Source organism: Amycolatopsis acidiphila, assembly GCF_021391495.1.
GTDB classification, from domain to species: domain Bacteria; phylum Actinomycetota; class Actinomycetes; order Mycobacteriales; family Pseudonocardiaceae; genus Amycolatopsis_E; species Amycolatopsis_E acidiphila.
Map to the genome: position 1 here is coordinate 3,737,546 of NZ_CP090063.1, position 25,022 is coordinate 3,762,567.

Genomic DNA, 25,022 nt, shown 5'->3' on the forward strand with positions numbered 1-25,022 from the left:
CCGGCTACACGGGCGACGCGTGACGCAGCGGATCGAGCACACCGGCACAGTCGGTGACCTCGGGCAGGGCGAGGATCCTCTCCCACAGCACACCGGCGACGTCGCCCACGAGGCCGGCGAACTTGTCCCGCAGCTCGTCGGGCGACAGCGGATCGTGGTGATGCCCACGCGGATCGTCGACGACGGCGGACAACGTCGTGTCCGATGTGTGAACGACGACTTCCGTCGGCGCGTGATCGGGCCACCGTCGTTCGAACTCCGGTTTGACACCGACACTGACCTTCTCGGCCAGCCGTGCCACACCGGGGTCATAATCGAACGTGTCGACCGTCGACATGCGACGCGTCAATGCCGCTGATACGGCATATGGCAAGGAGAACCGCGCGGACAGGTCGTTCGGAAACGGCCTGCGGTCGAGCTTGAGGTTGTTGGCGACGGTATGGACCTCGATCGCCCTGATGCTGTCGACGGGTATCGCCGGCAGGGACAGCACCGCGTCCACGGCGCCATGCGTCAGCGCGCAGGCGCTGTGGCGCTTGAAGTAGTTCCGCATGATCCGCGGCCGCGCGAGATCCGGCGGTTCCCTCAACGCGTCGAGATCGACCGGCTGCCCGGTCAGTTCGCCGAAGAACGCCGGGATCGACTCCAGCGAGCCAGTGAAACCCGCACGCAGCAGTCGGCTCGCCCGCACGGCCGCCTGCGCGGCCAACCCCATCGCGGTGTTCCGTGCGGTCGCGCCCACGTAGCAGGCGTTCCACACCGGCACCACGGGCGTCGTCGCCGCGATCGCCGCGGCTCCCACCGGGTCCTCGCCGAGCAGCAACGCCACACTCACGGCGGCCCCGACGCCGGCGAGGTGGCCGTGTGGGTGCGTCGGTGGGCGCAACCGGAACGCCGTGAGGAGCCGGGCGCTGACCTCGTACCCGGCGACGACCGCGCTCAGCAGCTCGGGTCCGGACCGGCGCGCCGCTTCGGCCACGGCGAGAGCCGCGGGGACGATGTGCATTCCGGGATGACCCGTCGGGCGCGTTCCCTCGTCGAGTTCCAGGAAACTGCCCGCCGACGCGTTGTGGAACGCGGCATGTTCGGCGGGCGCGAGACCCGCGCCCGCGGCCAGGACCGTGGATCCGCCCCCACCGGGCGCGGGGCCCAGCTCGTCATCGACGTCGCGCATCGTCGTCATCTCGGCGGTTCGCCCGCCTGCGATGCTCACGCCGACGGTGTCGGCGACCACGTGCGCCGCGTGGCGGCGCACCGGGTCGTCGAGCGGTTCGGTCGCGAGTACGCAAGCCTGCCTGATCGCCTCGCGCACTCCCGACGTCAGCTCCTCGGTGGAGCTCACGCGCTCAACCGATCGGCGTGGCCCGCGGAGTGGTCGGCACGGACGAAACGTCCCCGGCGCTCGCCGACGATCTCGCGATCGCGCACGACGACCTCGCCGCGCAGTACCGTCGCGACGGGACCACCGCACAACTCGAAACCGTTCCACGGGCTGACCGGCTGCTTGGCGATCAGCTCCTCGTTGCGGACGGTCCTCCGCAGCTCCGGATCGACGATGACCAGGTCCGCGTCGCTGCCGGGACGGATGACGCCCTTGCGGGGGTACAGGCCGTAGAACTTCGCAGTTTGCGTCGAGGCGACCTCCGCGAGTCGCATCGCTGTCGTCTTGCCACGCGCCAACGCGTCCAGCAAGACGGGACCGAAGGTCTCGCAACCGACCGCGCCGGCGGGCTGCGTCTCGAAACCGCGCGCCTTCTCCTCGACGGTGTGCGGCGCGTGGTCCGAGCCCAGCGACAAGATCGCGCCATCGTTGACCCCTGCCCACAACGCGTCCTGGTCCCGCTGTTCGCGTACGGGCGGGTACACCTTCATCACGGGCCCGACCTTGGGATAGTCCGCGTCGGTCAACGTCAGGTACTGCGGGCAGGTCTCCGCGCTGACGGCCACCCCGTTGCGCCGCGCGGTGCGGACGACGTCAAGTCCCATCTCCGAGGCCAGGTGCACCACGTGGAAACGGCATCCGGTGGCCTTCGCGAACTGCGCGGCGATCGAGATGGTCGTCGCCTCCGCGACCGCCGGCCGCGCCGCGAGCAGGTCCTCGTAGGTCTCGATCGGGTGGCCGAGCGATTCCTGACTCGTCGCCAGAACGTCCTTGTCCTCACAGTGCGCCGCGAGCACGCCGCCGTGTTTGGCGACCTCGGCGAACAGCTGCAGCACCTGACCGTTCGGCGGCGGCATCAGGAGGTTCTCGGGCTTTTCGTCACCGAGGTTGTACACCAGCGAGCGGGTCTCGCGATGCAGCGCGTATCCCCAGAACAGTTTGACCGCGACGGCGCCCGCCTCGAACATCGGGCCGATCTGGTCGAGGTTGGCGTCGCCGAGAGCGAGCCCCCACAGCCCGAAGTCCGTCCATGCCGACTGTTCGTGCTGGCGACGACGCTGCTCGAAAACCTCGGCCGAGTCGACCGGCGGGATCGCGTTGGGCATCTCCAGCACGGTGGTCACGCCGCCCACGAGGGCACCCCGCGTCGAGTGGTCGAAGTCCTCCTTGTGGCTGAGCCCGGGGTCACGGGAGTGCACGTGCGGATCGATGAATCCGGGGAACACCAGTTTCCCCGCCGCGTCGTACACCTCGTCGGCGTCGACCTGGGCGCCGCGGTCCAGGATCGCCGTGATGGTCCCGTCCGTGCAGAGCAGATCGCCGTCGAGAATGCCCGCCGGCGTGACGAGCTGACCGTTGACGATGTGCAACCTCATGCGTCTCTCCTCTGACCTCGATCTGACTCGTGCTGCTGCACGGTTGCCCTTGTCCCCACGGCTAGACGACCGCGCCGATCCCGGCCTCGCGCGCTCCGTCGAGCACCCTGACCGCGCAGACCAAGTCCTGGATGGCGAGACCGTGCGATTCGAATACGGTGATGTCGTCACCGTCGGCCCGTCCCGGGACCTTTCCGGTGAGTACGTCGGCGAACTCGCTCGCCTCGGCCGGGTCAAGGCCGTTCGCGAGCAGGTCGCCGCATTCCAGCCGAGCGACGGCGGCGGAGTCGACCGTGATGTGCGCGGCGCGCTGGAACGTCACGCGGTCGAGCTCCCTACGTGCGGCGTGGTTGCTGCCGACGGCATTGACATGCGTGCCCGCGCGCAGGAGTCCACCGTGGAACAGCGGTTCGGCCGCCCCCGTCGCGGTGACGACGACGTCGGCACGCGGCACCGCGTGTTCCGCGCTGACCCCGGCCTCGACATCCAGCCACGGGTGCGCACCTCGCACGGCAGCCGCCGTGCTCGCAGCCCGGTTCACGTCCCGTCCGACGACCAGCACCGTCCGTAGCTTCGGCAACACCTCGACGAGAGCGGTGACCTGAGCCGGCGCTTGGTATCCCGTCCCCAACACGCACACCGTGTCGCTCTCGGGCCGGGCCAGCACCTTCGTCGCGAGCGCCGAGGCCGCCGCGGTCCGCCGCTGACCGAGCAGGTCCGCCCTGACCAGGCCACGCAGTTCGCCCGACTGGCAGGAGTAGACCAGCACCGTGATGGCGCTCGCGCGGTTACTTCCCGCACGCACCACCGGATAGGACTTCACCGCGATCGCGTCGAGAGTCGGCGCGATCGCCGACATGACGTTGAGCGCCACCGTCCCCGCGGCACTTCGCCGTCGGGGCTCGTCCCACGCGTCGCCCACCGCGAGCAGCTCGAATGCCGTGCGCACGTCGGCGAGCGCGGCCGTCGGCGGCAGCAGCCCGTCGACGTGCCGGTCGTCCAGGATCTGCGGCATAGCTTCCTTTCCGACGGCTCATCCCTGATCGCACCGGCCATCTGCCCATCACATTGGAAACTGCTTTCCACTTCTGTAGACTGCAGCTTGGACGACCGTTCGCGGCGCTGTCAACCCACACCGGGGGTCCGATAGGATCGCGGCCGAGGTGCCGGCGACCGGCGGCAACGGCGGTACCACGCCGCGCCACGAGCAAGATCAGCACGGGAGGAGGGTCAGCCGATGAGCGCCGCACGACCCCTCGAGGTCATCGTCCGCTCCGCGGAGGTCCTCAACGCGGTCGGTGCCGCACGTTCCGGGCTGACGCTGCAGGAACTTCACGACGAGCTCGACATTCCCCTCGGCAGCCTGCATCGCATCCTCACCACGCTCGGCCAGGTCGACTACCTGCGGCGATCCCCCGTGACGAAGCGATACTTCATCGGGCGAGCCGCGCGGGCGCTTACCGGAGCCATCGGCTCGCACAGCGCACGGCTGGTGAAGCCGCCTGCCGCCCTCGTCGACGCCGCCGGCGAGACCGGCGAGACCGTGTTCCTCACCGAGCTGATCGGCGACGCTCCGGTCTGTGTATCCATTGTGGAGGCGGAGCACGCGCTGCGGCTGTTCGTCCGGATCGGACAGGAAATGCCGCTGCACGCCGCGGCGTCGAGCCGAGCCATCCTGGCTCACCTCGACGAGGAGGTCGTCCGCACCTTGCTCGAGGGGGCCGAGCTGACCGAGTACACCGCGGGAACACCGCACCACGTCGACGACGTCATGCACGTGCTCAAGGAGGTCCGCGAAAAGGGCTACGCGGTCTGTGACAACGAACTCGATCCAGACGCTTGGGCGGTGTCGGTCCCGATCCGTGACGGCGATGACCGAGTCCTTTCCAGCGTGACGATCACCGCTCCCGGTTCACGAGTCGCGGAGCCCGATGTCCGCGCGCGGATGACCGAGGCCGCGCAGCGCGCCGCCGAGCGACTGTCGGCGGAACTCGGCAACCCAGGCCCAGCATCCTGATGCCCTCGCGACGATCGATCGGCCTGATCGCCACTGGCGGTACCATCTCCGTCGCTCCGCCGTCGGCCGACTCGCAACAGCACCAAGGCGTCGGAGCACTGACGCCACGGCAGGACGACCGTCCAGAGGGGATCGACGTATTCCCGCGGGACGCGCTCAGCCTGTCGTCACGCCGAATGACACCCGATGACCTATGGACACTAGCCAGCGCCGTCAACGAGGAGATCGCGGCCGGCCGCGACGGCGTCGTCGTCACCCACGGAACGGACACGCTCGAGGAGACCGTCTACGCACTCGGCCTTCTCGTCGACACCCGGGTGCCGGTGGTGGTCACCGGTGCCATGCGGTCGCCGCATCTGGCGGGGCCCGATGGTCCTGCCAACGTCCGCGCGGCCATCGTCGCCGCGGCCGATCCGAAGCTGGCGCCGTACGGACCGACGGTCGTCTTCCAGGACGAGGTACACGTCGCCCGCCTCGTCACCAAGATGCACAGCGCTCGCGTTGCGGCGTTCGGCTCCCCGGCTGCCGGACCGGTCGGATTCGTCGCCGAGGACCGGCTCGAGCTGCTGCTCGGTCCACCACCGGAAACCGACCTGCTGCCCCGCGCCAGCCCACCGACAACGCGGGTCGGCCTCCTTCACGCGGCCACCGGGATCGACGGCTCCGTCGCCGACGCGATCGCGTCCGATGTGGACGCCGTCGTCGTGGCAGCGCTTGGCGCGGGACACGTCTCCCCGTCGCTGGGTGCGGCGCTGGTTCGCCTCGCGGGCGCGGGCAAGCCCGTCGTGATCACCAGCCGGTGTCCCGACGGCGCGCTACTCAGTCATACCTACGGTGGTGCGGGCTCCGAAACGGAGCTGCGCCGCGCCGGACTCCACTTCGCCGGCACGCTCTCCGCGCCAAAAGCACGGCTGCGCGCCCTCTTCGGCATGTCCGCCGGAATTCCCGCCGACGAGCTCTTCCACCCGGCCGACGGTGCCGGCCGGTGAGCGGCGGTTCCGCGCGAGTGTTTGCAGGTCACAATGTGGATGGCCTGATCGCCGCCGCCCAGTTACACACAGGTGAGATGTGAGGAAGTGATCAAGGAGGTTGTGAGAGTGGATCGGCGTCGGGTTGATCGTGAGGAAGACCGCCGCGTCGGGTGAGGTGTCGGATGTCTTTCGCACGAACGGAGGTCTTCGTGTTGCACCCAGAGATCTCGGGCGCGACCGAGCATAAGTGGGTGCGCCGTTATCGGGAGGAAGGCGAGGCCGGGCAGGTCGATCGTTCCAGTCTTCGCAGGACGAGCCCGCGCCGCACTATGCGCGGGTGGAGCGGAAGGTCCCGGCGGATACGCCGCCAGCGGCGGCTGGGCCGGACCCGAATCGCAGTGATGGTGGGCTCACTAGCCTCCACGGCACGCCGAAACTAGCCTGGCTGGATCGCCTCATCGGGCAGGTGATCAGCCCTACGAACGGCAGCGGCCGGGCGAGTTGGTGGATGTGGATGTGAAGAAGCTCGGCCGGCTGCGCGAGGGCGAGGGCAGCGGGCACAGGGACGCGACAGCGACCTGCACCGCGTTAGTGGCCGCGCGCAGGAGGGGCCGGCGGCGTCGCCGGCCCGTCCGCTACAGGTAGCCCCCGAGCCCACCCACGCGCCGAGGGCGACGCCGACGATGCGGCCCTCCACGGAGGCCACCGCCCGGGTGAGCCCGCCGGCCGTTCTGGTACGTTGATTACCCCCGGAATGCGCTTCGCGGGGCAGTGCAACGGGTGATCGCTTCCGCTTGTTCACCGAGGACGCGATGACCGACTTCGGGACCCGCCGCCCACTCTGTGCGCCGGGGGCGGTTAGCTAGTCGACGGGACGGCGACATCGGTGGACGAAGGGAAAGACCGCGTGACGGGCGAAGCGACCGACTGGGCGGACAGTCTCAAGAAGCACCTCGACCGCGCGAGTTCAGCGCGGATCTACGACTATCTGCTCAATCCCGAGAGTCCCAACAACTACGCCATCGATCGCGCCTTCGCGCAAGCGCAGCTCGATGCCCTGCCCGATATGCAGAAGGCGATGCGCGAGAACCGGCGCTTCATTGGGCGCGCCGTCGAAGCCGCCCTTGAACACGGCATCACCCAATTCATCGACATCGGCGCCGGATTACCCAGTCAGGGCCAGACCCACGAGGTCGCAGACCGAGTGGCGCCGGAGGCTGGCGCCCGAGTGGTCTACATCGACAACGAACTGATCGCCCATGCCCACTCCGAGATCTTGCTCGGCCGCAACGCGGATCCGAACAGGCACAAGGCCGTGCTGGCGGACTTCTACAACCACGGTGACCTCTGGCGCAAGGTGCTGGCCACCGAGGTCATCGACCCCACGCAACCGAGCTGCCTGCTGATGACCGCCATAGTCCACTTCATGCCCCCTGAGGACCGTCCCGACGTTCCGATGGGCGTCTACCGCGACCGGCTGGCCCCGGGCAGCATGCTCGTATTGACGCACGTCCCGGACGATCCGACCGACGAGGGCCTGCAGGCCGTCGCCCGCGCCTACAGCAACACCGCCAACCCTGCGTATCTGCGTACGGACGAGGAGTTCGCCGAGTTTTTCGGCGGCTGGCCGCTGCTTGAACCTGGCTTGGTGTGGACCGGCGAGTGGCGTCCGAAGACAGAGCGGTCGCAGGAGCCGTGGTGGGATGAGGACACTGACAGCACCGACGGTCAGCCCTGGTGGGAAGGCTCACCGTCGCGCATGCTCTATCGGGCTGGGGTCGCACTGAAGCCCTGAGTGCTGCCGCATCACGGCCAAAGCTGGGGCTGGAGACCACTATCCATCACCTATCCGAACCGACGAGCGGCGCAGCAAGCGAGGACCGAGCTATCCCGGAACACCATCCGCTTTCGGGGATACCCGTGCGAGTGCGGGAAGTGGCACCTTACGAGCAAATCGTGAAGGCAGCACCATTGAGTGCGGCCCCCGAAACGAGGACGACCGCCGCTCGCAAGCGGCGACGGTACGACAGGGTGCTCGGACGGGATCGACGAATTTGCCAGGTTTGTGCCGCGTCGGTGTGTGCGGCAAGTCACAGCAACATGACGAACCCGGTGGCTCGTTCGACGAGCGTGCCGATAGCGGAACCGTTTCCGGCCCCGGTAATGAGATCGCCCTCCCAATGTCCTGGTACTGCTCGGTCCTCGACTTCGGCTGGCCGTTCACTGATGGAGACCGCACCGGCATGCCGGCTGCGGCGTTCGTCGGCCTTGCGGTGAGGTTTGCGCAGTGCACGTCCGGTTCGCAAGCACTGCACCAGTTCGCGTTTCAGCGCGCCTCGTCCTTGAACGTAGAGCGACTGGTAGATCGTTTCGTGGGACACACGCATCTCCGGATCGTCCGGGAAGTCGATCAGCAACCGCCGACTGATCTGCTCGGGACTGTGCTTGAGCACCAGCTGCCGCTCAACATAGGCGCATAATCGGGTATCACGGCGAAGCAACGCGATCTTCGGACGACGGGCACGCTTGTCGGCAAGTGCCTGAGCGACGGTCGCCCGGTAGCCAGTCTTCGGCCGACGAGTCCCGCGAGCGAGCTCGCGGCTGATGGTCGAGGGCGATCTACCGATCGCCCTCGCAATAGCTCGAACGCCCTCGCTGGCCGCTCGACGACAGGCGATCTCCTCCCGGTCGGCGAACGACAGGCGAGCCGGGCGACCAACGGGCTCACACCGCTGTGGTGGCATCACCCCGCCAGCCTCACGGAACCACCGCCAGCCCACCGTCTTCGACACGCCGACCGTCGCGGCAGCGGTGTCGATGATCTGGCCTCCACGGATCCGCTCCCAGAACAAGCGCTGAACCTCGACCGATATCGCAGGACGCCCCAACACAAAACCCCTCGTCATGGCGGGTGTTGCACTGACCCCTTGAACCTAAGCCGCGCTCAAGCCCGTCTACCTCGCCGTCATGAGCCTCGACCCGACCGGCACCGGCCGCAAACGCTGGACCATGCGGTGGAAACCCGCGTTGAACGCCTTCGAGATCGCCTTCGACGGCAGACTCGCCGCCAGACGCAAGTAGCTTCCTCAACCCCGAGTTACACCGCTCGTTTGGCTCTGGCACGGATCCGGTGGTGACGATGCGTGTCCGATTCGGTGCTGTGCCAGGGTGAGCGCCGTGCGCTGGTGATCAACTTCTTGCGTTGGTGTTCTCGGGGCTGTCGTCCCTGGTCCTCGATGGCGTCGACGATGAGGCTGGGGTGCTCGTGGTGCGGGCATCGACGCGGCCCGGTCCTGTGGACTGCCCGGACTGCGGGGTGGCGACGGGGCGAGTGCACGGCTATGTCGTCCGGCAAGTGGTCGATGTGCCGGTTGACGGGCGGCGGGTGCTGATACGGCTGCGGATTCGACGGATGCGCTGCGGGCATCTCGGGTGCTTGCGGCAGACGTTCCGTGAGCAGCCCGTTGGCATCGTGCAGCGATATCAGCGTCGAACTGTTCGGCTGGCCGCGCACGTGGCGAGCGTTGCGCGGGAATTGGCCGGTCGTGCAAGCGCCCGGGTCCTGGCCGCCGTCGGTGTGGTGCTGTCGAGGCAGACCGCGCTGCGGGCGCTGCTGCAGTTGCCGTTGCCGACCAGGTCGGTGCCCCGGGTGATCGGGGTGGACGACTTTGCCCTGCGTAAGCGGCAACGCTACGCCACCGTGATCATCAACGCGGAAACCGGCGAGCGGGTTGAGGTGTTGCCAGGCCGCACAGCAGAGGTGCTGGAGGCCTGGCTGCGGGAGCATCCCGGTGTGGAGGTGGTGTGCCGGGATGGTTCGGCCACCTATGCCCAGGCGATCCGTCGAGCCCTGCCCGACGCGGTGCAGGTTGGCGACCGCTGGCATCTGTGGCACAACCTCGCCGAGGTCGTGTTGAAGGAGGTCGCCGCGCACAGCACCTGCTGGGGCAAGACCGGTCCGCCACTGCGCGAGGGCGCGCGAGCGGTGACCACCCGCCAACGCTGGCAACAGATCCACGACCTGCTCAAGCACGGCGTGGGGCTGCTCGAAATCGCACGCCGGCTGAACCTGGCAATGAACACAGTGAAGCGATACGCCCGCATCGATCAACCCGACCGGCTTGTTCGCGCACCGCAGTACCGGCCCACCCTCGTCGACCCATTCCGTGACTACCTGCGTGGCCGCCGCCGCGAGGACCCGGCCGTGCCCGTGCATCAGCTGATGGCAGAGATCAAACAGCGCGGCTACACCGGAAGCCACAATCTGCTGTATCGCTACATCACCCAAGGACGAGTCGAATCCGACCGGCCAGCGATCTCTCCGAAGCGACTCACGCGCTACCTGCTCACACGCCCGGACAAGCTCCAAGATCGCCAGCGGGAACGACTCGAAGCCGCCGTGAGCGCCTGCCGCGAGATGACGGCGCTGGCCACCCTCGTCGGTGACTTTGCGGCTCTGCTCACCCCGACCACCGGCAACGATGACCGTCTTAGTGACTGGATCGACCGGGCCCGAGCCGAGGATCTACCTCACCTGCACGCTTACACCCGCGGACTCGAATTCGACCGCGAGGCCGTCAACGCCGCCCTCACCCAACCATTCCACAACGGACGAACGGAAGGAGTGAACACCAAAACCAAGATGATCAAACGGCAAATGTACGGTCGCGCGGGCTTCCCTCTCCTGCGTCACCGCATCTTGCTCGGCTAACGCCACCCAGCGCTACCACCGCATTCGGGCCAGAGCCGCTCGTTTGACAGACCCCCGAGCGCGAGAGGGGCGAGGTCCTTGCCGAACACCTGGCGCACAACGGCGGCGACCGTGGTGCGGTCGTCTTCCGGGGCGGCGCCCACCAGGTTTCCGGCCGCCGCGTCCGCGCCGAGCACGTCGGCGATCTTCAGTCGCCAACATCCTGAATTGCCGCATTAAAGACCTTTCGGTAATATGAGGTGCCCCGAATTTTCCGGACAGGTTTATTGTGGCTATTTCATGCTGCGAGCTGTTGGTTCAGATACTCGTTGTGGACCTCTAGTGGGGTCTGGTAGCCGAGTCCCGAGTGGAGACGTTGCCGATTATAGAATCCCTCGATGTATTTGACAACCTCCTGGCGGGCTTCGGCTCGTGTGGTGAATACCGTGCGGCTGACCCATTCGTTCTTCAGCGCGCCGAAGAACGATTCGGCCATCGCGTTATCCCAGCAAATTCCCGTCCGGCCGACTGATTGGCGAATATTGAGGCCGGCGAGTTCGGAGGCGAACTCGTAAGACGTGTAGTTCGAGCCTCTATCGGAATGGAAGATGCATCCGGGCTGCAGGTCGACGGTGCCGGCTGCGGAATCGAGAGCTGTGGTGATGAGTGAGGTTTTGTAGTGATCGGCCATGGACCAGCCGATGACCATTTTCGAGTAGCAGTCGATGACCGTGGCCAGGTAGACCCAGCCCTCGCCGGTCGGGAGATAGGTGATGTCGCCGACCAGCTTGGTGCCGGGCGCCTCGGCCGTGAAGTCCCGGCAGACCAGGTCGGGGATGCGGTGTGCCAGGTCTGCTTCGGTGGTGGCCGGTCGCCACGGCCGCGGTTGGCAGGGCACCAGGCCCAGCTGGCGCATGAGGTGGCGGACCAGCTCGCCGGACACCTGCTCGCCTGAGCGTCGCAGCACGGCGTGGATGCGCCGGTAGCCGTAGGTCCCATGGTTGGCCTCGAACACCGCGGTGATCGTCGCGGCGAGCCCGGCGGCGCTGGGTCGCCGGCGAGGCCGGCCGGTCCTTCCACTCGTAGTAACCCGAGGTGGACACGTCCAGCCATACGCACATCTTGCTGATCGGGTAGTTGTCCTTCTCGCCGTCGATAAACGCGAACTTCGCGCTCACCGATACTCCTGGGCGAAGAAGGCCGCAGCTTTTCCCAGGAAATCATTCTTCATCTTGAGTTTCCGGTTCTCGCGTTCCAGCTCCCGCAGCCGAGCCCGGTCGGAAACCGACAATGGCTCCTCCTTGACCGGATGCGCCTTCCGATACGCCGCAACCCAGTTCCCCAGGGTGCCCGGGTTGATCCCCAATTCCCGAGCTACCTGGGCAATCGGACGATCACTCCCCACCGCCATCTTCACTGCCTCATCCCGAAACTCAGGAGAAAACTTCCTGCGCCGCTCCGGCATCGATCACCCTCCATTCCGTATCGAACCCTATTAGGTCCGCTGTCCGGAAAGTGAGAGGCACGCCAAATAGGGTGAGTCGTTGCGGGTGATTCACCTTGCCTGGTAGGACAATCATCGCTGTGCCAGAACCTTTACAATCAGCCAGCGGACACCGCAAACCCCGCCACGACAAGAAAGTAGCCGGCCGCCGCGACTTCGAGGCATTGTGGGAACGCCGGATGCAGGCGGCGGCGATGTTCGACCGCGGCTGATCCCGCCCGGGCAGCACCGGCACGCCATCGCCGGGCCGCCTTCGTGCCAGTGCATGGCTACGCGGCATACCTGCCGCCTAGCCTGGGTGTGCGCGGGCCCGCTGCTTTCCTGATCGTCACAAATCGGGACCATGGCCCGCGTCCGTTCGCCGACGCGGCAACACGCCGCAACCGGACAGGAACCAGCCGGCCAGAGCCAGCAACTCCGCCGCAAGCCCGAGGGAGATTGATGTTCGCGCGCGTGATCACAGCCCAGGCAGGGGCCGAGGGATTCGACGCCACCATCCGCCTTGCCGAGCAGCAGCTGCCCGGCGCCCGCCAGATGCCCGGATTCAAAGGCTATTACCTGCTCACCGACGCCGAGACCGGCAAGCTCGTCATCATCTCGGTGTGGGAGACCCGCGAGCAGATGGACGCAGTCACAGCCGGGGCAGGACCGTCCGGCATCCGGGAACAGCACAATCCAGCGACGGCAGGACTCACGGCACAGCACCTGGAAACCTACGAAGTCACGATGCATGAACCGTCATGAACCGTCGCCGACAGCCTCACATTGCCCAGGCAAGCGGCGTGGGCGTTTGTCGGCATGAAACGGCACCCCTTCCTGAGGTTCCCCCGGTTGCCCGGAGACTTCCAAACCAGGTTTGATCATGCGAACCTCACCCACACTAGGCTTCCGCGGGCAGGACGACGGTGGTGGTGAGCCCGCCGTCGGGGTTGGGAGTGGCCATTACCGTGCCATGGTGGCTGTGCGCGATGGCGCGGACAAGGGTGAGTCCGAGCCCGACGCCGTGTGCGTCGGTGCGGTCGTTCCGGCGGTGAAACGGCTCGAACAGCCGGCCGGCCTCCTCGGCGGTCATGACCTCACCGGTGTTCGTGACGATGATCATGGCGCTGCCGCCCCGGACAGTGGTGGTCAGCCGCGCGGTGCCGCCCGCGTGGTTGTGCCGGATGGCGTTGTGCAGCAGGTTGATCAGCAGGTGGTGGAGCAGGTCCTTGTCGCCGCTCACCGAGGTGGGGTGCAACTCGGTGAGCACGCGGACGTGACGGGTGACTGCTTCCGGCCGCACTTGTTCCAGCGTTCCGGCCGCCACCGAGGCGAGGTCGACGGGTTGCGCGTCATGGACGCCATGGTCGGCGCGGGACAGGGCGAGCAGGGATTCCACCGTTGCGATGCTGCGTTCGTTGGTGGCCAGTAGTTTGGGGGCCAGGGTGGCGAGGTCGTGGTCGCCGGGGTGGACGAGGGCCACCTGCAGCATGGTGCGGGTGGTCGCCAGCGGGGTGCGCAGCTCATGGGAGGCGTTGGCGGCGAAGCGTTGCTGCGCCTGGAAACTGACGTCCAGCCGGTCGAGCATCGTGTCGATGGTGTCGGCGAGTTCGGTGAACTCGTCCTGGCGGCCTTCGAGCTGGACCCTCTCGTGCAGTGCGTGGTCCGCGACCGCGCGGGCGGTCCTGGTGATCCGGTGGATTGGGGCGAGAACGCGCCCGGCGATGATCCAGCCGAGCAGTAACGAGACCAGGGCCAGCCCGGCCAGCGCCGCACCCGACAGCCGCAGCAGGGCCGCCATGACGTCGTCCCTGCTGGTGATGGTGACCCCGTGGGGAGCCTCGCTGAGACGGCGGGCCGGAAGCACCTGGGCAGGCAGGACGTAGGTCGGGATGTACCGCATCAACACGTACAGGGCGACCAGCAACACGGTGCCACACGCCAGCACGGTGCCGCCGTAGAGCAGGGTAAGCCGGGCCCGGATGGTCAACCGCCCCCGCCGCAACGTGGTGGAAACACTCATGAGGCGGCGGCGAGGTAGTAACCGACTCCGGTGGCGGTGTGCAGGATCGGCGGGTCCCCGAGCTTGCGCCGCAACGTGGAGACGGTGATGCGGACCGCGTTGGTGAACGGGTCGGCGTGGGCGTCCCACACCTTCTCCAGCAGGTGCTCGGCGCTCAGCACCGCTCCGTCCGCGCGCAGGAGCAACTCCAGGACACCGAACTCCTTGCGGGTCAGCCGCAAGGAGCGATCACCGCGGCGAGCGTCGCGGCGAGCGGGGTCCAGCCAGAGGTCGGCGTAGGTCAGTACCGGGGGGTGTCCCGTGGTGGGGCGCCGCCGCAAGGCGTGCAGCCGGGCGACGAGTTCGGGGAAGTCGAACGGCTTGACCAGGTAGTCGTCCGCGCCGAGACGCAAGCCGTCGACCTTGTCCGCCAGCCGCCCGGCCGCGGTCAGCATGAGGATCCGGCAGTCTGGCCGGTCGGCCACCACCTGACGGCAGACGTCATCTCCGTGCACACCGGGAAGGTCGCGGTCCAGCACCACGACGTCGTACTCGTTCACCGCCACGTTCTCCAGCGCGGTCGCCCCGTCGCCGGCGATGTCTACCGCCATGCCCTCCTTGCGGAGACCGGACTGCAACGCCTCCGCGAGGAAAGCCTCGTCCTCCACCACCAGCACCCTCATGCGTGCACCGTCCCGCTCTCGCGAAGTCCGCCCCGGCCATGTTCGCTGATACCCGCCTGCCAACGCCATCCCATGGTCCACAAGGAACGTATGGCCCGCATATGTTCCTCACCAGACACTGGCGATAACCCCGGTCCGGCTCAATGGAGCCGATCGCGGAGCACTGCCGCGGTCGCTCCCGAGTGGATCAGCCACCCGGGAGCGGGTAGTTCACCCCAACAGAGAGGGAAGACCCTTGAACTCGTACACACGAAAAGCCGCCATGGTCGTCACCGGTCTGGCCATCATGTTCGGAACCGCAGGCACCGCGTTCGCCGACACCGTCGATGCCTCGCCCGGGACCACCCCCGTTCCTGGGAACCCGATCAGCTGCCAGCCGGCCCAGCCGGTGCCGCCCGGCACCCCCACTGTCCCCGCGAACCCGATCGGCACCCAGCCCACCAAGCCGGTGCCACCCGGTGCCCCCACCGCCCCGGCGAACCCGATCGGCTGCCAGCCGGCCCAGCCGCTCGACTAGTCGCTGTCCGTTGTCCGCCTGAGGGTGTTGCAGGCAGGCGGGCGAGGCGACTGAGGGGTGTTGGCCGGCGTTCTTGCCGGTCTTGATGGTCAGCTTCTTCACGATGTCGGGCGTCGGGGTGCCCTTGTCGCCGAGCGTGCGGGCGAAGAGCACGTCGTCCTCGTCGATCACCTTGGGGCCGCCGCCGTGGTTGCCGCGCGCGGCGGCGGCCTGCTGGCCTTCGAGGGTCTTCTCGCGGATGTAGTCACGGTCGAGATGGGTGGCGACGGCGAGCACGGCGAAGAGCATCGAGCCCACGCCGTGCGGGTCGTAGATCCCGGTCAGCGGCTCGGTCGGCAGTTCCGGCTGCACCCCGCCGCCTTGCATCTGGGAGGACAGCATCATCAGCTCGGCGGCCTTGCGTGCCAAGCGTTTCATCTCGTGCACGGTCAGGATGACCGGCTGATCCGGCGCGGCGGTCTTGATCTCGTGGGCGAGGGCCTTCTCCAGCTCGGGGTGGGCCTTGATGCGGGTGCTGGTCTTTTCGGAGAACACCCGCGTGCAGTTCGCGGGCGCGAGCGCATCGAGCTGACTTGCAGTTCCTGGGTGGCGGTGGAGCAGCGGGCGTAGCCCATCCAGATGGGGCCCGGTTCGTCTCCGGTGCTGCTGCGGCGATCTCGGGGCCCTGCGTCCACTTCTTGCCCGGTCCGCGGTCGTCCGGGACGGGCACGGTGAGTTCGTCGCGCGGCGCGGGCACGAGGATGAACCGCGCGGTGTGGTACTTCGCGGCGGTCTTCCGGGCACGGGTGCGGCAGGCGCTGCCGGCGGGCACGTCGCATTGCGGGCGGGGGCCGCGTTCGACGGCCGCTGCGGCGGCGTCGGGTCCGAGTTGCGTGCCGTCATCTCGCAGAACTCTGTCAAAACAGAGCGTAGTTCTGCGAGGTGTTGTGCGAATCGCGACCCGGGGATCCTCGGCTCGGATCGGGGTGTTCGCAGAACTGTCACAACTGGTTATTTGTGAGAGTCCGCTACGGTCTCGTGCTCGGTTGTTCCCGCATCCGGTGGGTTCGGCTATTCGGTCGTGCGGGCGGGCCCTTGGCCGTAGGGGGTGCGTGCTGCGGTGTGTTTGCCGGTGCGGGGGTCGGTGGTGATGGCGGCCCAGAAACCGCGGGGCAGCATCGGGTCGTCGGCGGGGCGCGGGGACACGGCGTGTCCGGCATCGCGGGCGGCGTCCAGACACGCCGGGGGAAAGCGGTCGTCGAGGATGCGGCTGGGACTGTCCAGTTCGCGGTGGGCCAGTACGGATGTCACCGAGTCGCCGACGACGATGTCGTGGCCATGGACCAGTGGTGCGTCAACCGCCACCGCAACGGGTTGCCCGAGTGCGAGGACGCGGTGCAGACCGAGCACGGTGGCCGGATGCAGTCCGACGCCGATGCTGCTGCACGCGAGGACGGGGCGACCACGGTGGAAGGCGATGGCCGGCTCGATGGGCATGGGGAGGTGGTCACCGGGGGTGAGGCGGGCGAGGGCGGGTTGTTGGAACGCGGCCGGGTCGGGGACGACGATGCCGTCGATGACGATGCCGGTGGTGCCCCACATCGCGGTGTTGATGCTGTGGCACAGCGCGGCGAGGTTGCCTTCGGCGTCGACGGCGAGCACGTAGTCGGAGTGGCTGCCCGTCGCGGGCGGGCCGTCGAGGGCGGTGAGCAGTCCGGCCAGGGCGCCCGGGTTTTGCGATGGTTCGCCGATGCCGGCCGTGTCCAGCCGCGCGAGGGTGGCGAGCAGGTCGGTTCCGCCGGTGTCGGGGGCGGGCAGGGTCGCGATCTCGTGGCCGGCGAAGGATCCGCGTACCGGCTCGGCGCAGTGGGCCTGGTAGCCGGCGAGGTCCTCGGGGATCGCGTGGCCACCCTCGCGGCGCACCTGCGACACGAAGTGCTCCGCCCAGGATCCTTGATACATCCAGCCAGGCCCATGTTCGGCGAGCGCGGCGATGGTCGCCGCCAGACGTGGCTGGGCGAAGAGTTCGCCTGCGCGGGGAAGCCGCCCGTGCGGGGCGAACGCGGCACGGCCCTCCTCGGTGCGGGTCAGCACATCGGCCCGCAGGGCGAGTAGCCGCGCGAGGTGCTCGTTGACCGGGACGCCGCATTCGAGGAGGTGGCGCGCGGGGGACCAGAGCTGGTCCCAGGGCAGTCGGCCCGCGCGAGTGTGCGCGGCGTGGGCGCCGGCGATAAAGCCGGGGACCAGGGCGGTGCGTCCGCTGGGCTGCGGGGCGGTCGGGATCTCCAGCGGGAGCGTTTCCTGGGTGAGGGTGCCGAACCCGGCGGACACGCTGGTCGTGGCACCGGTGGCGGCCGCGTGGTGCACCATCCCGAACAGCCCGGCGTAGCTGACCCACGATCCCAGGCTCAGCGCGATCTGGGCGAAGGCGGTGGTCAGCACGGCGTCGGTGGCGCTGCCCCCGGCGTCGAGGGCGTAACGGCCCGCGAGGGTGGCGAAGGGGCCCGTTGACCCGACCAGCACCGCCGACGTCCCGGTCGCGGTGGCGGACTGCGGATCCGGCCCGATGTGTCGCCAGTCCAGCGCCTGCTTCAACTCGCAGCGATCCCATCCGGCGGGATCGAGCGGATCCCGCCGGACGCGGATGCTTCGTTTGCCGTCCTGAGATGTCACGGGACCATCGCTCTCGTTGTGGGTGTACTCTCGATTTGAGAGTACACCCACAACGGGAGTTGATATGGCGGAGCAAGAGCCGGAGTCGGGGTTGCGCGAGGTGGTGCATCAGCGGGTGCGCCTTGGCGTCCTTGCCGTCCTCGACCGGCGGGGACCGTGCACGTTCTCGCAGCTGCGGGACGCGCTTGGACAAAGCGACGGCGGCCTGAGCCGCCACCTTGGCGTCCTGGAACAGCACGGATACATCACTCAGGAGAAGGTCTTCGAGAACCGTCGGCCACGGACCTGGATCCAGCTGAGCGCGGCCGGGGCCGAAGCTTTCCGGGAAGAGCAGGAACTGTTGACCAAACTGCTCGCCACCGCATCGTCAGAAGCCGGGACCGACCGGGCCGAGGACAGCACTGCGGCCATGACCATCGTGTTCGCCGCTCTGCTCGCCGAGACCGATGCCGGTACCGGCCAGGACACGAAGGGCGACGAGGGCGGAGACGACACGATCGATCGCTCGACCCTGGTGCCCGACGTCCCGGTGCTCACCGGATGGCGCGCGGAGCCGATCGCGTCCGGACCCGTCAGCGCCCGCTACGACTTCCCGGACGCCTACACCGGCTTCGCCGAACAGCGCGAACAGCGGTTGATGTTCATGAGCCACGGGCTGCGCGGTGGCTGGACCGCGACCTGGCACATCGTCAGTCCAGGGCAGGACGACCTCCGCCAGGACATGGCGCACGCGATAGTGCTCGAACTCGCCGGTGCGGCGGACTGCGCGTCGATCCTCGCGGTGATGGGCCCGTCCACTCTGGACCTGCCCGGTGTGCCAGGAGCCCGCGGCTATCTGCTGCCCGCCAACGGGGACGGAGCGCCCGCCACGGCCGTCGCCTGGTTCTCCGTCGAGCACTACCTCGTCTCGATCGTGGTGACCGCCGCCGCCGACGTCGCCGTCCCGGTGCTGGAAGGCCTGGTGAGCGAGGTGCACGTCCCACTCTCCACCCGTCAGTCCTGACCATCCACCGAGGAGACGACGATGACCACCCCAACCCCGCCCTCGACATCCGCCCCGAATGCCGATGCGACCCGCAGCGCCTGGCGCTCGACCCTGCTCGCCGTCGTCACCGACGTGGCCCCCTCGTTGCTGATCTTCTTCGCCCTCCGCGCGTTCGGGATCAGCGACGCGCTCGCCTACACCGCCGGGTCGGTCGTCCCCCTGGCCCGGCTGATTGTCGACCGCCTACGCGGGCGCCCCCTCAACGCAGTCTCCGGCCTGATCCTGATCTCCTTCGTGGTGTCGGTGGTGCTCGTCCTGCTCACCCAGGACGCCCGCGCGGTGATCGCGCGCGGCAGCTTGATCTACCTGGCCCTCGCGGTGGCCGCGGCCGTCTCCGTGCCGACCCGCAGCCCGCTGATGTTGTTGCTCTCCCGCTACTTCACCGTCCACGCTCGGCCCGAGGCAACCGCGCGATTCGACGAGGTCTTCCGCCGCCCGCGCGGTCTGCGCACGATGCGGATCGTCACGGCCGTCTGGGCGCTCGCGTTCGGTGTCTCGGCCCTGGCCTGCGTCGTCTGCGCCTACACACTCCCGATAACTGTGGCCGCCATAGTCACCTCACTCATCGAGCCGATCATCGCGATCATCCTGGCCGTGGGGACGGGACGCCACCTACGCCGCACACTGGCCCCGCTGTTCCTCGCGGCGACCACACCCACTCCTGACCCGCCCCAGGACCCGGCCGACACCTCGACTGACCCGGACATACCGATCACACCGTCACAGTCAACCGATCGCCACACCGCATCCTGAACGGGACTGTTTCAAGATCAAGATCGGTGTTTCCGGCTACGCCGGGTCAAGATCCGGCGGGATGGGCACTGTGAGTGATGACATCGGAGCTTGTGAGTCCACGCAAGAGTGAGTACACGCTGGCGCAGGAGCTGCCGCCGGAGCAGGCCGCCGCGGCGGCGATGGTGGCCGAAGCGAAAGCCCGCGGGCTGGCGCTGACCGGCCCGGACGGGTTGCTGAAGCTGTTCAGCAAAAACGTGCTGGAAACCGCACTCAACGAGGAAATGACCGAGCACCTCGGACACGAGAAGAACCAGGCCGCCCCGGACCGCGAGTCAACGAACGTGCGCAACGGCACCCGCCCGAAAACGGTGGTCTCGGACGCGGCCGGCGAAGTCGAAGTCAACGTGCCGCGGGACCGGGAGAGCACGTTCGAACCGCAGATCGTGAAGAAGCGGCGGTGTCGGCTCACCGAGGTGGATGAGATCGTATTGTCGTTATATGCGAAGGGAATGACGACCGGGGATAGTGCGCCGTGAAAGCGCTGTTGTATCGCGAGGAGGTGGAAGACCTTCTCCTGCAGGCCGTCGCAGCGGACTGTTGAAGTTGAGGGCAGCCTGAACCGGGAGGTGCCGGTAAGGGTGGCAAGCGGCCCTGACAAAACCGGGACGTGCCAGAACTGCCAGATGGTGCGGGTCCGGCAAACGAGCCGAAGAGGTATACGCGAGGAACTGGCGTGTTACGTTTCCTAAGTAGTCACCGGCTGAAACCTGGCGGATGGCCGGTTGCGATGCGCACCCGTTCTCTGGTGAGGCGGGGAACTCCTGAGCGGGGATTTTCACCTTCGCAGGGAGGCCGTGGTGAAGGTCTGCGGCGTAGTCACGGCGATATCGCGGGAACAAAGTCAGATGCCTCCTTCGGCAAGCGATCAGCAGTGAACACGGGAACTGTCTGGCGATGGTTCCCGGCTCGTGGGCATCCAGTTTGCGCGTCGGGATAGGCACACCGTCTGCCGAACACACCGGACAGGGCGGAGCCGTCGTAGTACTCGGAGGCCGGGAAAGCCGGTCACATTGGGGAAGGACGGCAGCGGTTCCGAGAAGAAGGGATGCTGCAATGCCGAAAGACGCGCCGCTGAATAGCGGCGCTCCGGAACAACCCGAAGCTGGGTCGTTCCGTCGGGTATCGGAAATGCAGGCCAAGCTTCATCGTTGGGCGTCGGCCGATCCTGGCCGACGGTTCGATGACTTGTTCAACCTCGTGCACGACCCGGCGACCCTGCGTGTTGCGTGGGAGCGGGTCGCGACGAATACCGGGGCACGAACCGCTGGTTCGGACGGCGTCACCGTCGCCCGGATTGAGCGGGAAATCGGTGCCCTGGAGTTTCTGGGTGGCATTCGCAGAGCGGTCAAAGACGGTTCGTTTCGGCCGCAGCCGGTTCGGGAACGGTTGATTCCCAAACCTGGTGGGTCGGGGAAAGTCCGCAGGTTGGGCATTCCTACTGTCGCGGATCGTGTGGTTCAGGCTGCCTTGAAGCTGGTTCTGGAACCTATATTCGAGGCTGATTTTCATCCGGTCTCGTTCGGGTTCCGGCCCAAGCGGCGGGCACACGACGCGATCGCCGACATCCATCTATTCGGGAGCCGCGGCTACGAATGGGTTTTGGACGCCGACATCGAAGCTTGTTTCGACACCATCGACCATGCGGCCCTGATGGACCGCGTGCGGGCGCGGGTGACGGACAAGCGTGTGCTCACGTTGGTAAAATCGTTCCTCAAGGCTGGGATCCTGACCGAGCTCGGCGAGGAACGGGACACACCGACCGGGACGCCGCAAGGGGGCATCCTCTCGCCGTTATTGGCCAATATCGCGTTGTCGGTGCTGGATGAGTACCTGCACCGCGACTGGCGGCCAGGAGGTTGGATGTCGACAGAAAACCGGCGTCACCGCCATCGGCGCCTGGGTCTGCCGACCTGGCGACTCGTCCGGTATGCGGACGATTTCGTCGTCATGGTGTTCGGCACCAGGGACCACGTGGTGACGTTGCGCGAGGAAGTCGCGCAGGTGCTCGCTCCGATGGGTCTGCGTTTATCGCCGGCCAAGACTCGGATCGTGCACATCGCCGATGGGTTCGATTTCCTGGGTTTCCGCATCCGGTGGAGAATCAAGAAAGGGACCCGCGATCAGTGGCGGCTCTACACTTTCATTGGCGATCGGCCACTCCGGTCGTTGAAAGCGAGAATTCGTGCCCTGACGCGCAGGACATCACAGCAGGACCTACGGGCCGTGTTGATCCGGATCAATCGGATCACACGCGGCTGGGCTGAATATTTCCGGCACGCCGTGGCCAAGCACACCTTCGACCGGATCGCTTACTTTATCTGGTGGCGAATCGTCCGATGGGTGAAGACCAAACGGCGTTGGAGATGGAAGGACGTCCACCGCTGGCTGCGAACCCCGACGGGGTGGCGGCCGATCGCGGTGGACGGGATTGAACTGCGCAACATCGCGGCGACACCGGTCACCCGGTACCGTCGGCGCAGTATTCCCAGCCCTTGGCCCTGCGCGAACCGCGCCTAACGACAGAAACCGTGGAGAGCCCGTTGCGTTGAAAGGCGCACGGCGGGTTCGGCGAGCGGCCTGGGGAAACAGACCGACGGCAACGCCGGAACTGCGCCCCAGGCCGACTCGACTCTCGGCACATTTCGCCGAGATCTATGGATCCTCGGTCAGTAAGGAAACGATCTCGCGGATCAACGACAAGGTCGTCGCCGAAATGCAGGAATGGGCCAACCGCCCGCTCGACCCGGTGTACGTCGCCGTGTTCATCGACGCTATCCACGTCAAGGTCCGTGACGGCCAGATCGCCAACCGGCCCGTCTACGCTGCCATCGGTGTCACCATCGACGGTCACAAGGACGTCCTGGGCCTGTGGATGGGCGTCGGTGGCGAGGGTGCGAAGTTCTGGATGAGCGTGCTGATCGACCTGAAGAACCGCGGCGTCCGGGACGTGTTCTTCCTCGTCTGCGATGGCCTCAAAGGCCTGCCCGACGTCGTTGCGAACGTGTGGCCGCAGACCGTTGTCCACACCTGCATCGTCCACCTCATCCGCAATACCTTCCGGCTGGGACCCCATGCGGGTCCGCGGCCTGCTGGAACGGTTTTGGGTGAACACGATTTCCGCACCCGGATCGTCCTATGTGGAGCTCGCCGGGACCGATCTGCGTGGCCTGCGGAACTCGGCATTGCGTCGCGTGCTCGCCACCGGTGCCCAGCCGGACGCCGACACGGCCGGTCGCCCGAGAGCTTCCTCTCCTGGGGCTGGCGGGTGCCGTTCCTGATCGGCGGCGTGTTCGTCCTCGCCGGACTCGCCGTGCGGCTGAAGCTCGGCGAAAGCCCCAGCTTCGACCGGCTGAAGGACAAGGAGAACGTGGTCAAGCTGCCGATCGCCGTCGTGCTGCGGCAGTATCCGAAACAGGTACTGCTGACCGGCGGTGCCTACCTCTCGATCGGGGTCACGTTCTATCTGACCACAGTGTTCGGCCTGAGCTACGGCGCCCAGCAGGTCGGTTTCAGCCGTAACTCGATGCTGTGGATCGTGCTGGCGGCGATGGCCCTCACTTTCGTCACCCTGCCGATCTTCGGCGCGCTGTCGGACCGCTTCGGCCGCAAGCCGGTCTTCGCCGCCGGGACCGTGGCGATGGGTGTGCTGGCGTTTCCCTGGTTCTGGCTGCTCGGCACCGGTTCGTTCCTGCTGGCCGCGCTCGGTTACCTGTTGATCTGCACCGGTTTCTCCGCCGCGTTCGGCCCACTCGCCGCGTTCTTCGCCGAGGCCTTCGAGACGAAGATCAGGTACTCCGGCATCTCGTTCGGCTACACCCTCGGCACGCTGGCCAGCAGCGCCCTGGCGCCGATCGTCGCCACCTGGCTGCTGGACCGCACCGGCGGCGTCACGGCGGTGGCCTGGTACATGGTCTGCACCGCGGTGCTCTCACTGCTGTGCACGTTCGCCCTGCACGAGACCTACGGATCGAAGCTGCCCGACCAGACGCGAACGGCGTCGCGGAGCAAGCCACCACTGCTGCCCACCGAGTGAGGACGCGGCCGCGCCGTCCAGCTCCGTCGAACGCCAGGTGACGCGAGCTGGACGGCGCCGGTTCGCGATGGGGGACGGCCGGTCACCGCCTCACCCACCAGGGCGGAACACGGCGCGGACGCACCCGTCCTCCTTCTCCTTGAACATCCGGTAGCCCTTCGGTCCGTCGTCGAGCGGCATCACGTGGGTGGCGAGGTGTTCGGTCCGCACCTCGCCACGGCTCATCCGCTCGAGGATCTCCGGGATGTAGCGGTGCCCGTGCTGCTGGGCGCCACGCAGGGTCAGCGCCTTGTTCATCACCGCGCCGAGGGGGAACTTGTCCACCAGGCCGGCGAACACGCCGAGGGTGAACACCGTCCCGCCCTTCCGGCAGGCGTAGATCGCCTCGCGCACGGCGGCCGGACGGTCGGTCTGCAGCCGCATCTGCTGCTTGACCTGGTCGTAGAGGTGCTGCGGGCCAGGGGAGTGCGCCTCCATGCCGACCGCCTCGATGCAGACGTCCGGTCCGCGGCCGCCGGTCATCTCCCGCAGCTCCGCGGCGACTTCGACCTGCTCGTAGTCGAGCGTCTCCGCCCCGATGTGCGTACGGGTCTGCGCCAGGCGGTTCTCGTACCGATCGATCACCACCACCCGCTCGGCTCCCATGAGCATCGCGGCGCGGGCCGCCATCTGGCCCACTCCTCCGGCACCCCACACCGCGACCACGTCACCGGGCTGCACGCCTGCCTGGTGCGCCCCTGTCCAGCCGGTGGGCGCCGCGTCGGAGGCGAACAGCGCTCGCTCGTCGGAGACGCCCTCGGGAACGGCGAAGGCCCCTTGGTCGGCGTACGGCACCCGGATGTAGCGCGCGTGGCTGCCCGCCCAGCCGCCCATCGCGTGGGAGTAGCCGTAGCAGCCGCCGATCGACTGACCCCACAGCGCCTCGGTGATCCCCGGGTTCGGATTCCCGTTGTCGCACAATGACCAGAGCCCCTGCCGGCAGTACCAGCACTGCCCGCAGCTGGTGAACGAGACCACCACCACCCGGTCGCCCACGTGGTACTTGATCACGCCGGAGCCGACCTCGGCGACCGTGCCCATGAACTCGTGGCCGAGCACGTCGCCCGCGCGCATGGCCGGGATGTAACCGCCGACCAGGTGCAGGTCCGAGCCGCAGGTCGCGCTGAGCCCCACCTCGACGATGATGTCGTGGTCGTTGAGGATCGCGGGTTCGGCAACGTCCTCGACGCCGATCTCGTTCACGCCGCGCCAGGTCACCGCCTTCACCGCACACCTGCCCGGGGTGCCACCCTCGTCCACGCCTCCAGCAGCGCTCCTCCTGGCGTCGCCGAGCGCTTGCCGTGCGGGGCCGGGTCCACCGCCAGCACCTCGCCCACC

General features: G+C 67.6%; 19 protein-coding genes and 5 pseudogenes. 12 read left to right on the forward strand and 12 right to left on the reverse strand.

Annotated features, from left to right (window positions below; translation table 11 throughout):
• Positions 1-4 precede the first annotated feature (4 nt).
• From LWP59_RS18195 to LWP59_RS18205, 3 genes are all read right to left on the reverse strand, one after another.
• Positions 5-1,342 (reverse strand): MmgE/PrpD family protein, encoded by a 1,338-nt coding sequence (locus tag LWP59_RS18195; protein WP_186382967.1) that lies wholly within the window; start codon positions 1,340-1,342, stop codon positions 5-7.
• On the reverse strand, positions 1,339-2,757 hold the full coding sequence (locus LWP59_RS18200; RefSeq protein ID WP_144631646.1) for a dihydroorotase: 1,419 nt from the start codon (positions 2,755-2,757) through the stop codon (positions 1,339-1,341). Before LWP59_RS18200 ends, LWP59_RS18195 begins: the two co-directional genes overlap by 4 nt.
• Positions 2,758-2,818: 61 nt before the next feature.
• Positions 2,819-3,772, reverse strand: coding sequence for an ornithine cyclodeaminase family protein (locus LWP59_RS18205; protein WP_144631643.1), 954 nt, complete (start codon positions 3,770-3,772; stop codon positions 2,819-2,821).
• A 222-nt stretch (positions 3,773-3,994) separates the two neighbouring features.
• Here LWP59_RS18205 and LWP59_RS18210 point away from each other — a divergent pair, with 222 nt between their 5' ends.
• The 3 genes from LWP59_RS18210 (at position 3,995) to LWP59_RS18220 (ending at position 7,540) form a co-directional block, all read left to right on the forward strand.
• Entirely contained in the window at positions 3,995-4,774 is a 780-nt protein-coding gene (locus LWP59_RS18210) for an IclR family transcriptional regulator (RefSeq protein ID WP_144631640.1), read from the forward strand.
• Positions 4,774-5,763 carry an asparaginase gene (locus tag LWP59_RS18215; RefSeq protein ID WP_144631636.1) on the forward strand — a complete coding sequence of 330 codons (990 nt, stop codon included), beginning with the start codon at positions 4,774-4,776 and terminating at the stop codon, positions 5,761-5,763. The genes LWP59_RS18210 and LWP59_RS18215 overlap by 1 nt, the downstream gene beginning before the upstream one ends.
• Positions 5,764-6,631: 868 nt before the next feature.
• The gene (locus tag LWP59_RS18220; protein ID WP_229857762.1) at positions 6,632-7,540 is read left to right on the forward strand and encodes an SAM-dependent methyltransferase; all 909 of its coding nucleotides are present in this window, start codon (positions 6,632-6,634) and stop codon (positions 7,538-7,540) included.
• A 298-nt stretch (positions 7,541-7,838) separates the two neighbouring features.
• On the opposite strand, the pseudogene LWP59_RS18225 reads toward LWP59_RS18220, so the two are convergent.
• Positions 7,839-8,651 (reverse strand): annotated as a pseudogene (locus tag LWP59_RS18225) (IS30 family transposase); the annotation flags it as partial.
• A 31-nt stretch (positions 8,652-8,682) separates the two neighbouring features.
• On the opposite strand from LWP59_RS18225, the pseudogene LWP59_RS18230 reads away from it, so the two are divergent.
• Together LWP59_RS18230 and LWP59_RS18235 are read left to right on the forward strand one after the other, a co-directional pair.
• Positions 8,683-8,826: pseudogene (locus tag LWP59_RS18230) on the forward strand (IS256 family transposase); the annotation flags it as partial.
• A gap of 121 nt (positions 8,827-8,947) precedes the next feature.
• Positions 8,948-10,456, forward strand: a complete 1,509-nt coding sequence (locus LWP59_RS18235; protein ID WP_456151351.1) for an ISL3 family transposase — start codon at positions 8,948-8,950, stop codon at positions 10,454-10,456.
• Here the strand turns inward: LWP59_RS18235 and LWP59_RS18240 are convergent.
• From LWP59_RS18240 to LWP59_RS40355, 3 genes and pseudogenes are all read right to left on the reverse strand, one after another.
• Positions 10,453-10,632: a hypothetical protein gene (locus LWP59_RS18240; RefSeq protein ID WP_191334992.1), complete on the reverse strand. Its 180-nt coding sequence runs from the start codon at positions 10,630-10,632 to the stop codon at positions 10,453-10,455. The two genes, LWP59_RS18235 and LWP59_RS18240, sit on opposite strands and share 4 nt — an antisense overlap.
• A gap of 101 nt (positions 10,633-10,733) precedes the next feature.
• Positions 10,734-11,519: pseudogene (locus tag LWP59_RS18245) on the reverse strand (IS3 family transposase); the annotation flags it as partial.
• A gap of 90 nt (positions 11,520-11,609) precedes the next feature.
• Entirely contained in the window at positions 11,610-11,900 is a 291-nt protein-coding gene (locus LWP59_RS40355) for a transposase (RefSeq protein ID WP_267903860.1), read from the reverse strand.
• 480 nt (positions 11,901-12,380) lie between these two features.
• Here LWP59_RS40355 and LWP59_RS18250 point away from each other — a divergent pair, with 480 nt between their 5' ends.
• A complete protein-coding gene (locus LWP59_RS18250) occupies positions 12,381-12,683 on the forward strand; it encodes an antibiotic biosynthesis monooxygenase family protein (RefSeq protein ID WP_186383663.1) in 303 nt (100 codons plus the stop codon).
• A 136-nt stretch (positions 12,684-12,819) separates the two neighbouring features.
• On the opposite strand, the gene LWP59_RS18255 is transcribed toward LWP59_RS18250, so the two are convergent.
• The 4 genes from LWP59_RS18255 to LWP59_RS18270 all read right to left on the reverse strand — a co-directional run bounded on the left by LWP59_RS18255 (position 12,820) and on the right by LWP59_RS18270 (position 17,772).
• Positions 12,820-13,941, reverse strand: a complete 1,122-nt coding sequence (locus tag LWP59_RS18255; RefSeq protein ID WP_144646345.1) for a sensor histidine kinase — start codon at positions 13,939-13,941, stop codon at positions 12,820-12,822.
• Complete coding sequence (locus LWP59_RS18260; RefSeq protein ID WP_144646347.1) at positions 13,938-14,603, reverse strand: response regulator transcription factor; 666 nt, start codon at positions 14,601-14,603, stop codon at positions 13,938-13,940. The genes LWP59_RS18255 and LWP59_RS18260 overlap by 4 nt, the downstream gene beginning before the upstream one ends.
• Positions 14,604-14,790: 187 nt before the next feature.
• Entirely contained in the window at positions 14,791-16,002 is a 1,212-nt protein-coding gene (locus tag LWP59_RS18265; protein WP_267967002.1) for a recombinase family protein, read from the reverse strand.
• 168 nt (positions 16,003-16,170) lie between these two features.
• Positions 16,171-17,772: a gamma-glutamyltransferase gene (locus LWP59_RS18270; protein WP_229858659.1), complete on the reverse strand. Its 1,602-nt coding sequence runs from the start codon at positions 17,770-17,772 to the stop codon at positions 16,171-16,173.
• A 64-nt stretch (positions 17,773-17,836) separates the two neighbouring features.
• Here LWP59_RS18270 and LWP59_RS18275 point away from each other — a divergent pair, with 64 nt between their 5' ends.
• From LWP59_RS18275 to LWP59_RS18300, 6 genes and pseudogenes are all read left to right on the forward strand, one after another.
• Entirely contained in the window at positions 17,837-18,775 is a 939-nt protein-coding gene (locus tag LWP59_RS18275) for a transcriptional regulator (RefSeq protein ID WP_144646331.1), read from the forward strand.
• A gap of 21 nt (positions 18,776-18,796) precedes the next feature.
• A complete protein-coding gene (locus LWP59_RS18280) occupies positions 18,797-19,570 on the forward strand; it encodes a VC0807 family protein (protein WP_144646329.1) in 774 nt (257 codons plus the stop codon).
• Positions 19,571-19,647: 77 nt separating this feature from the next.
• Positions 19,648-20,076, forward strand: a pseudogene (locus tag LWP59_RS18285) (transposase); the annotation flags it as partial.
• A gap of 589 nt (positions 20,077-20,665) precedes the next feature.
• Positions 20,666-22,129, forward strand: a complete 1,464-nt coding sequence (ltrA, locus tag LWP59_RS18290; RefSeq protein ID WP_101436346.1) for a group II intron reverse transcriptase/maturase — start codon at positions 20,666-20,668, stop codon at positions 22,127-22,129.
• Positions 22,038-22,676: pseudogene (locus LWP59_RS18295) on the forward strand (IS256 family transposase); the annotation flags it as partial. The gene ltrA and the pseudogene LWP59_RS18295, both read left to right, overlap by 92 nt.
• A complete protein-coding gene (locus LWP59_RS18300) occupies positions 22,674-23,645 on the forward strand; it encodes an MFS transporter (RefSeq protein ID WP_407653127.1) in 972 nt (323 codons plus the stop codon). The pseudogene LWP59_RS18295 and the gene LWP59_RS18300, both read left to right, overlap by 3 nt.
• Before the next feature lie 90 nt (positions 23,646-23,735).
• Here the strand turns inward: LWP59_RS18300 and LWP59_RS18305 are convergent, their stop codons facing one another.
• The gene (locus LWP59_RS18305) at positions 23,736-24,944 is read right to left on the reverse strand and encodes a zinc-dependent alcohol dehydrogenase (RefSeq protein WP_229858612.1); all 1,209 of its coding nucleotides are present in this window, start codon (positions 24,942-24,944) and stop codon (positions 23,736-23,738) included.
• Between the last annotated feature and the right edge of the window lie 78 nt (positions 24,945-25,022).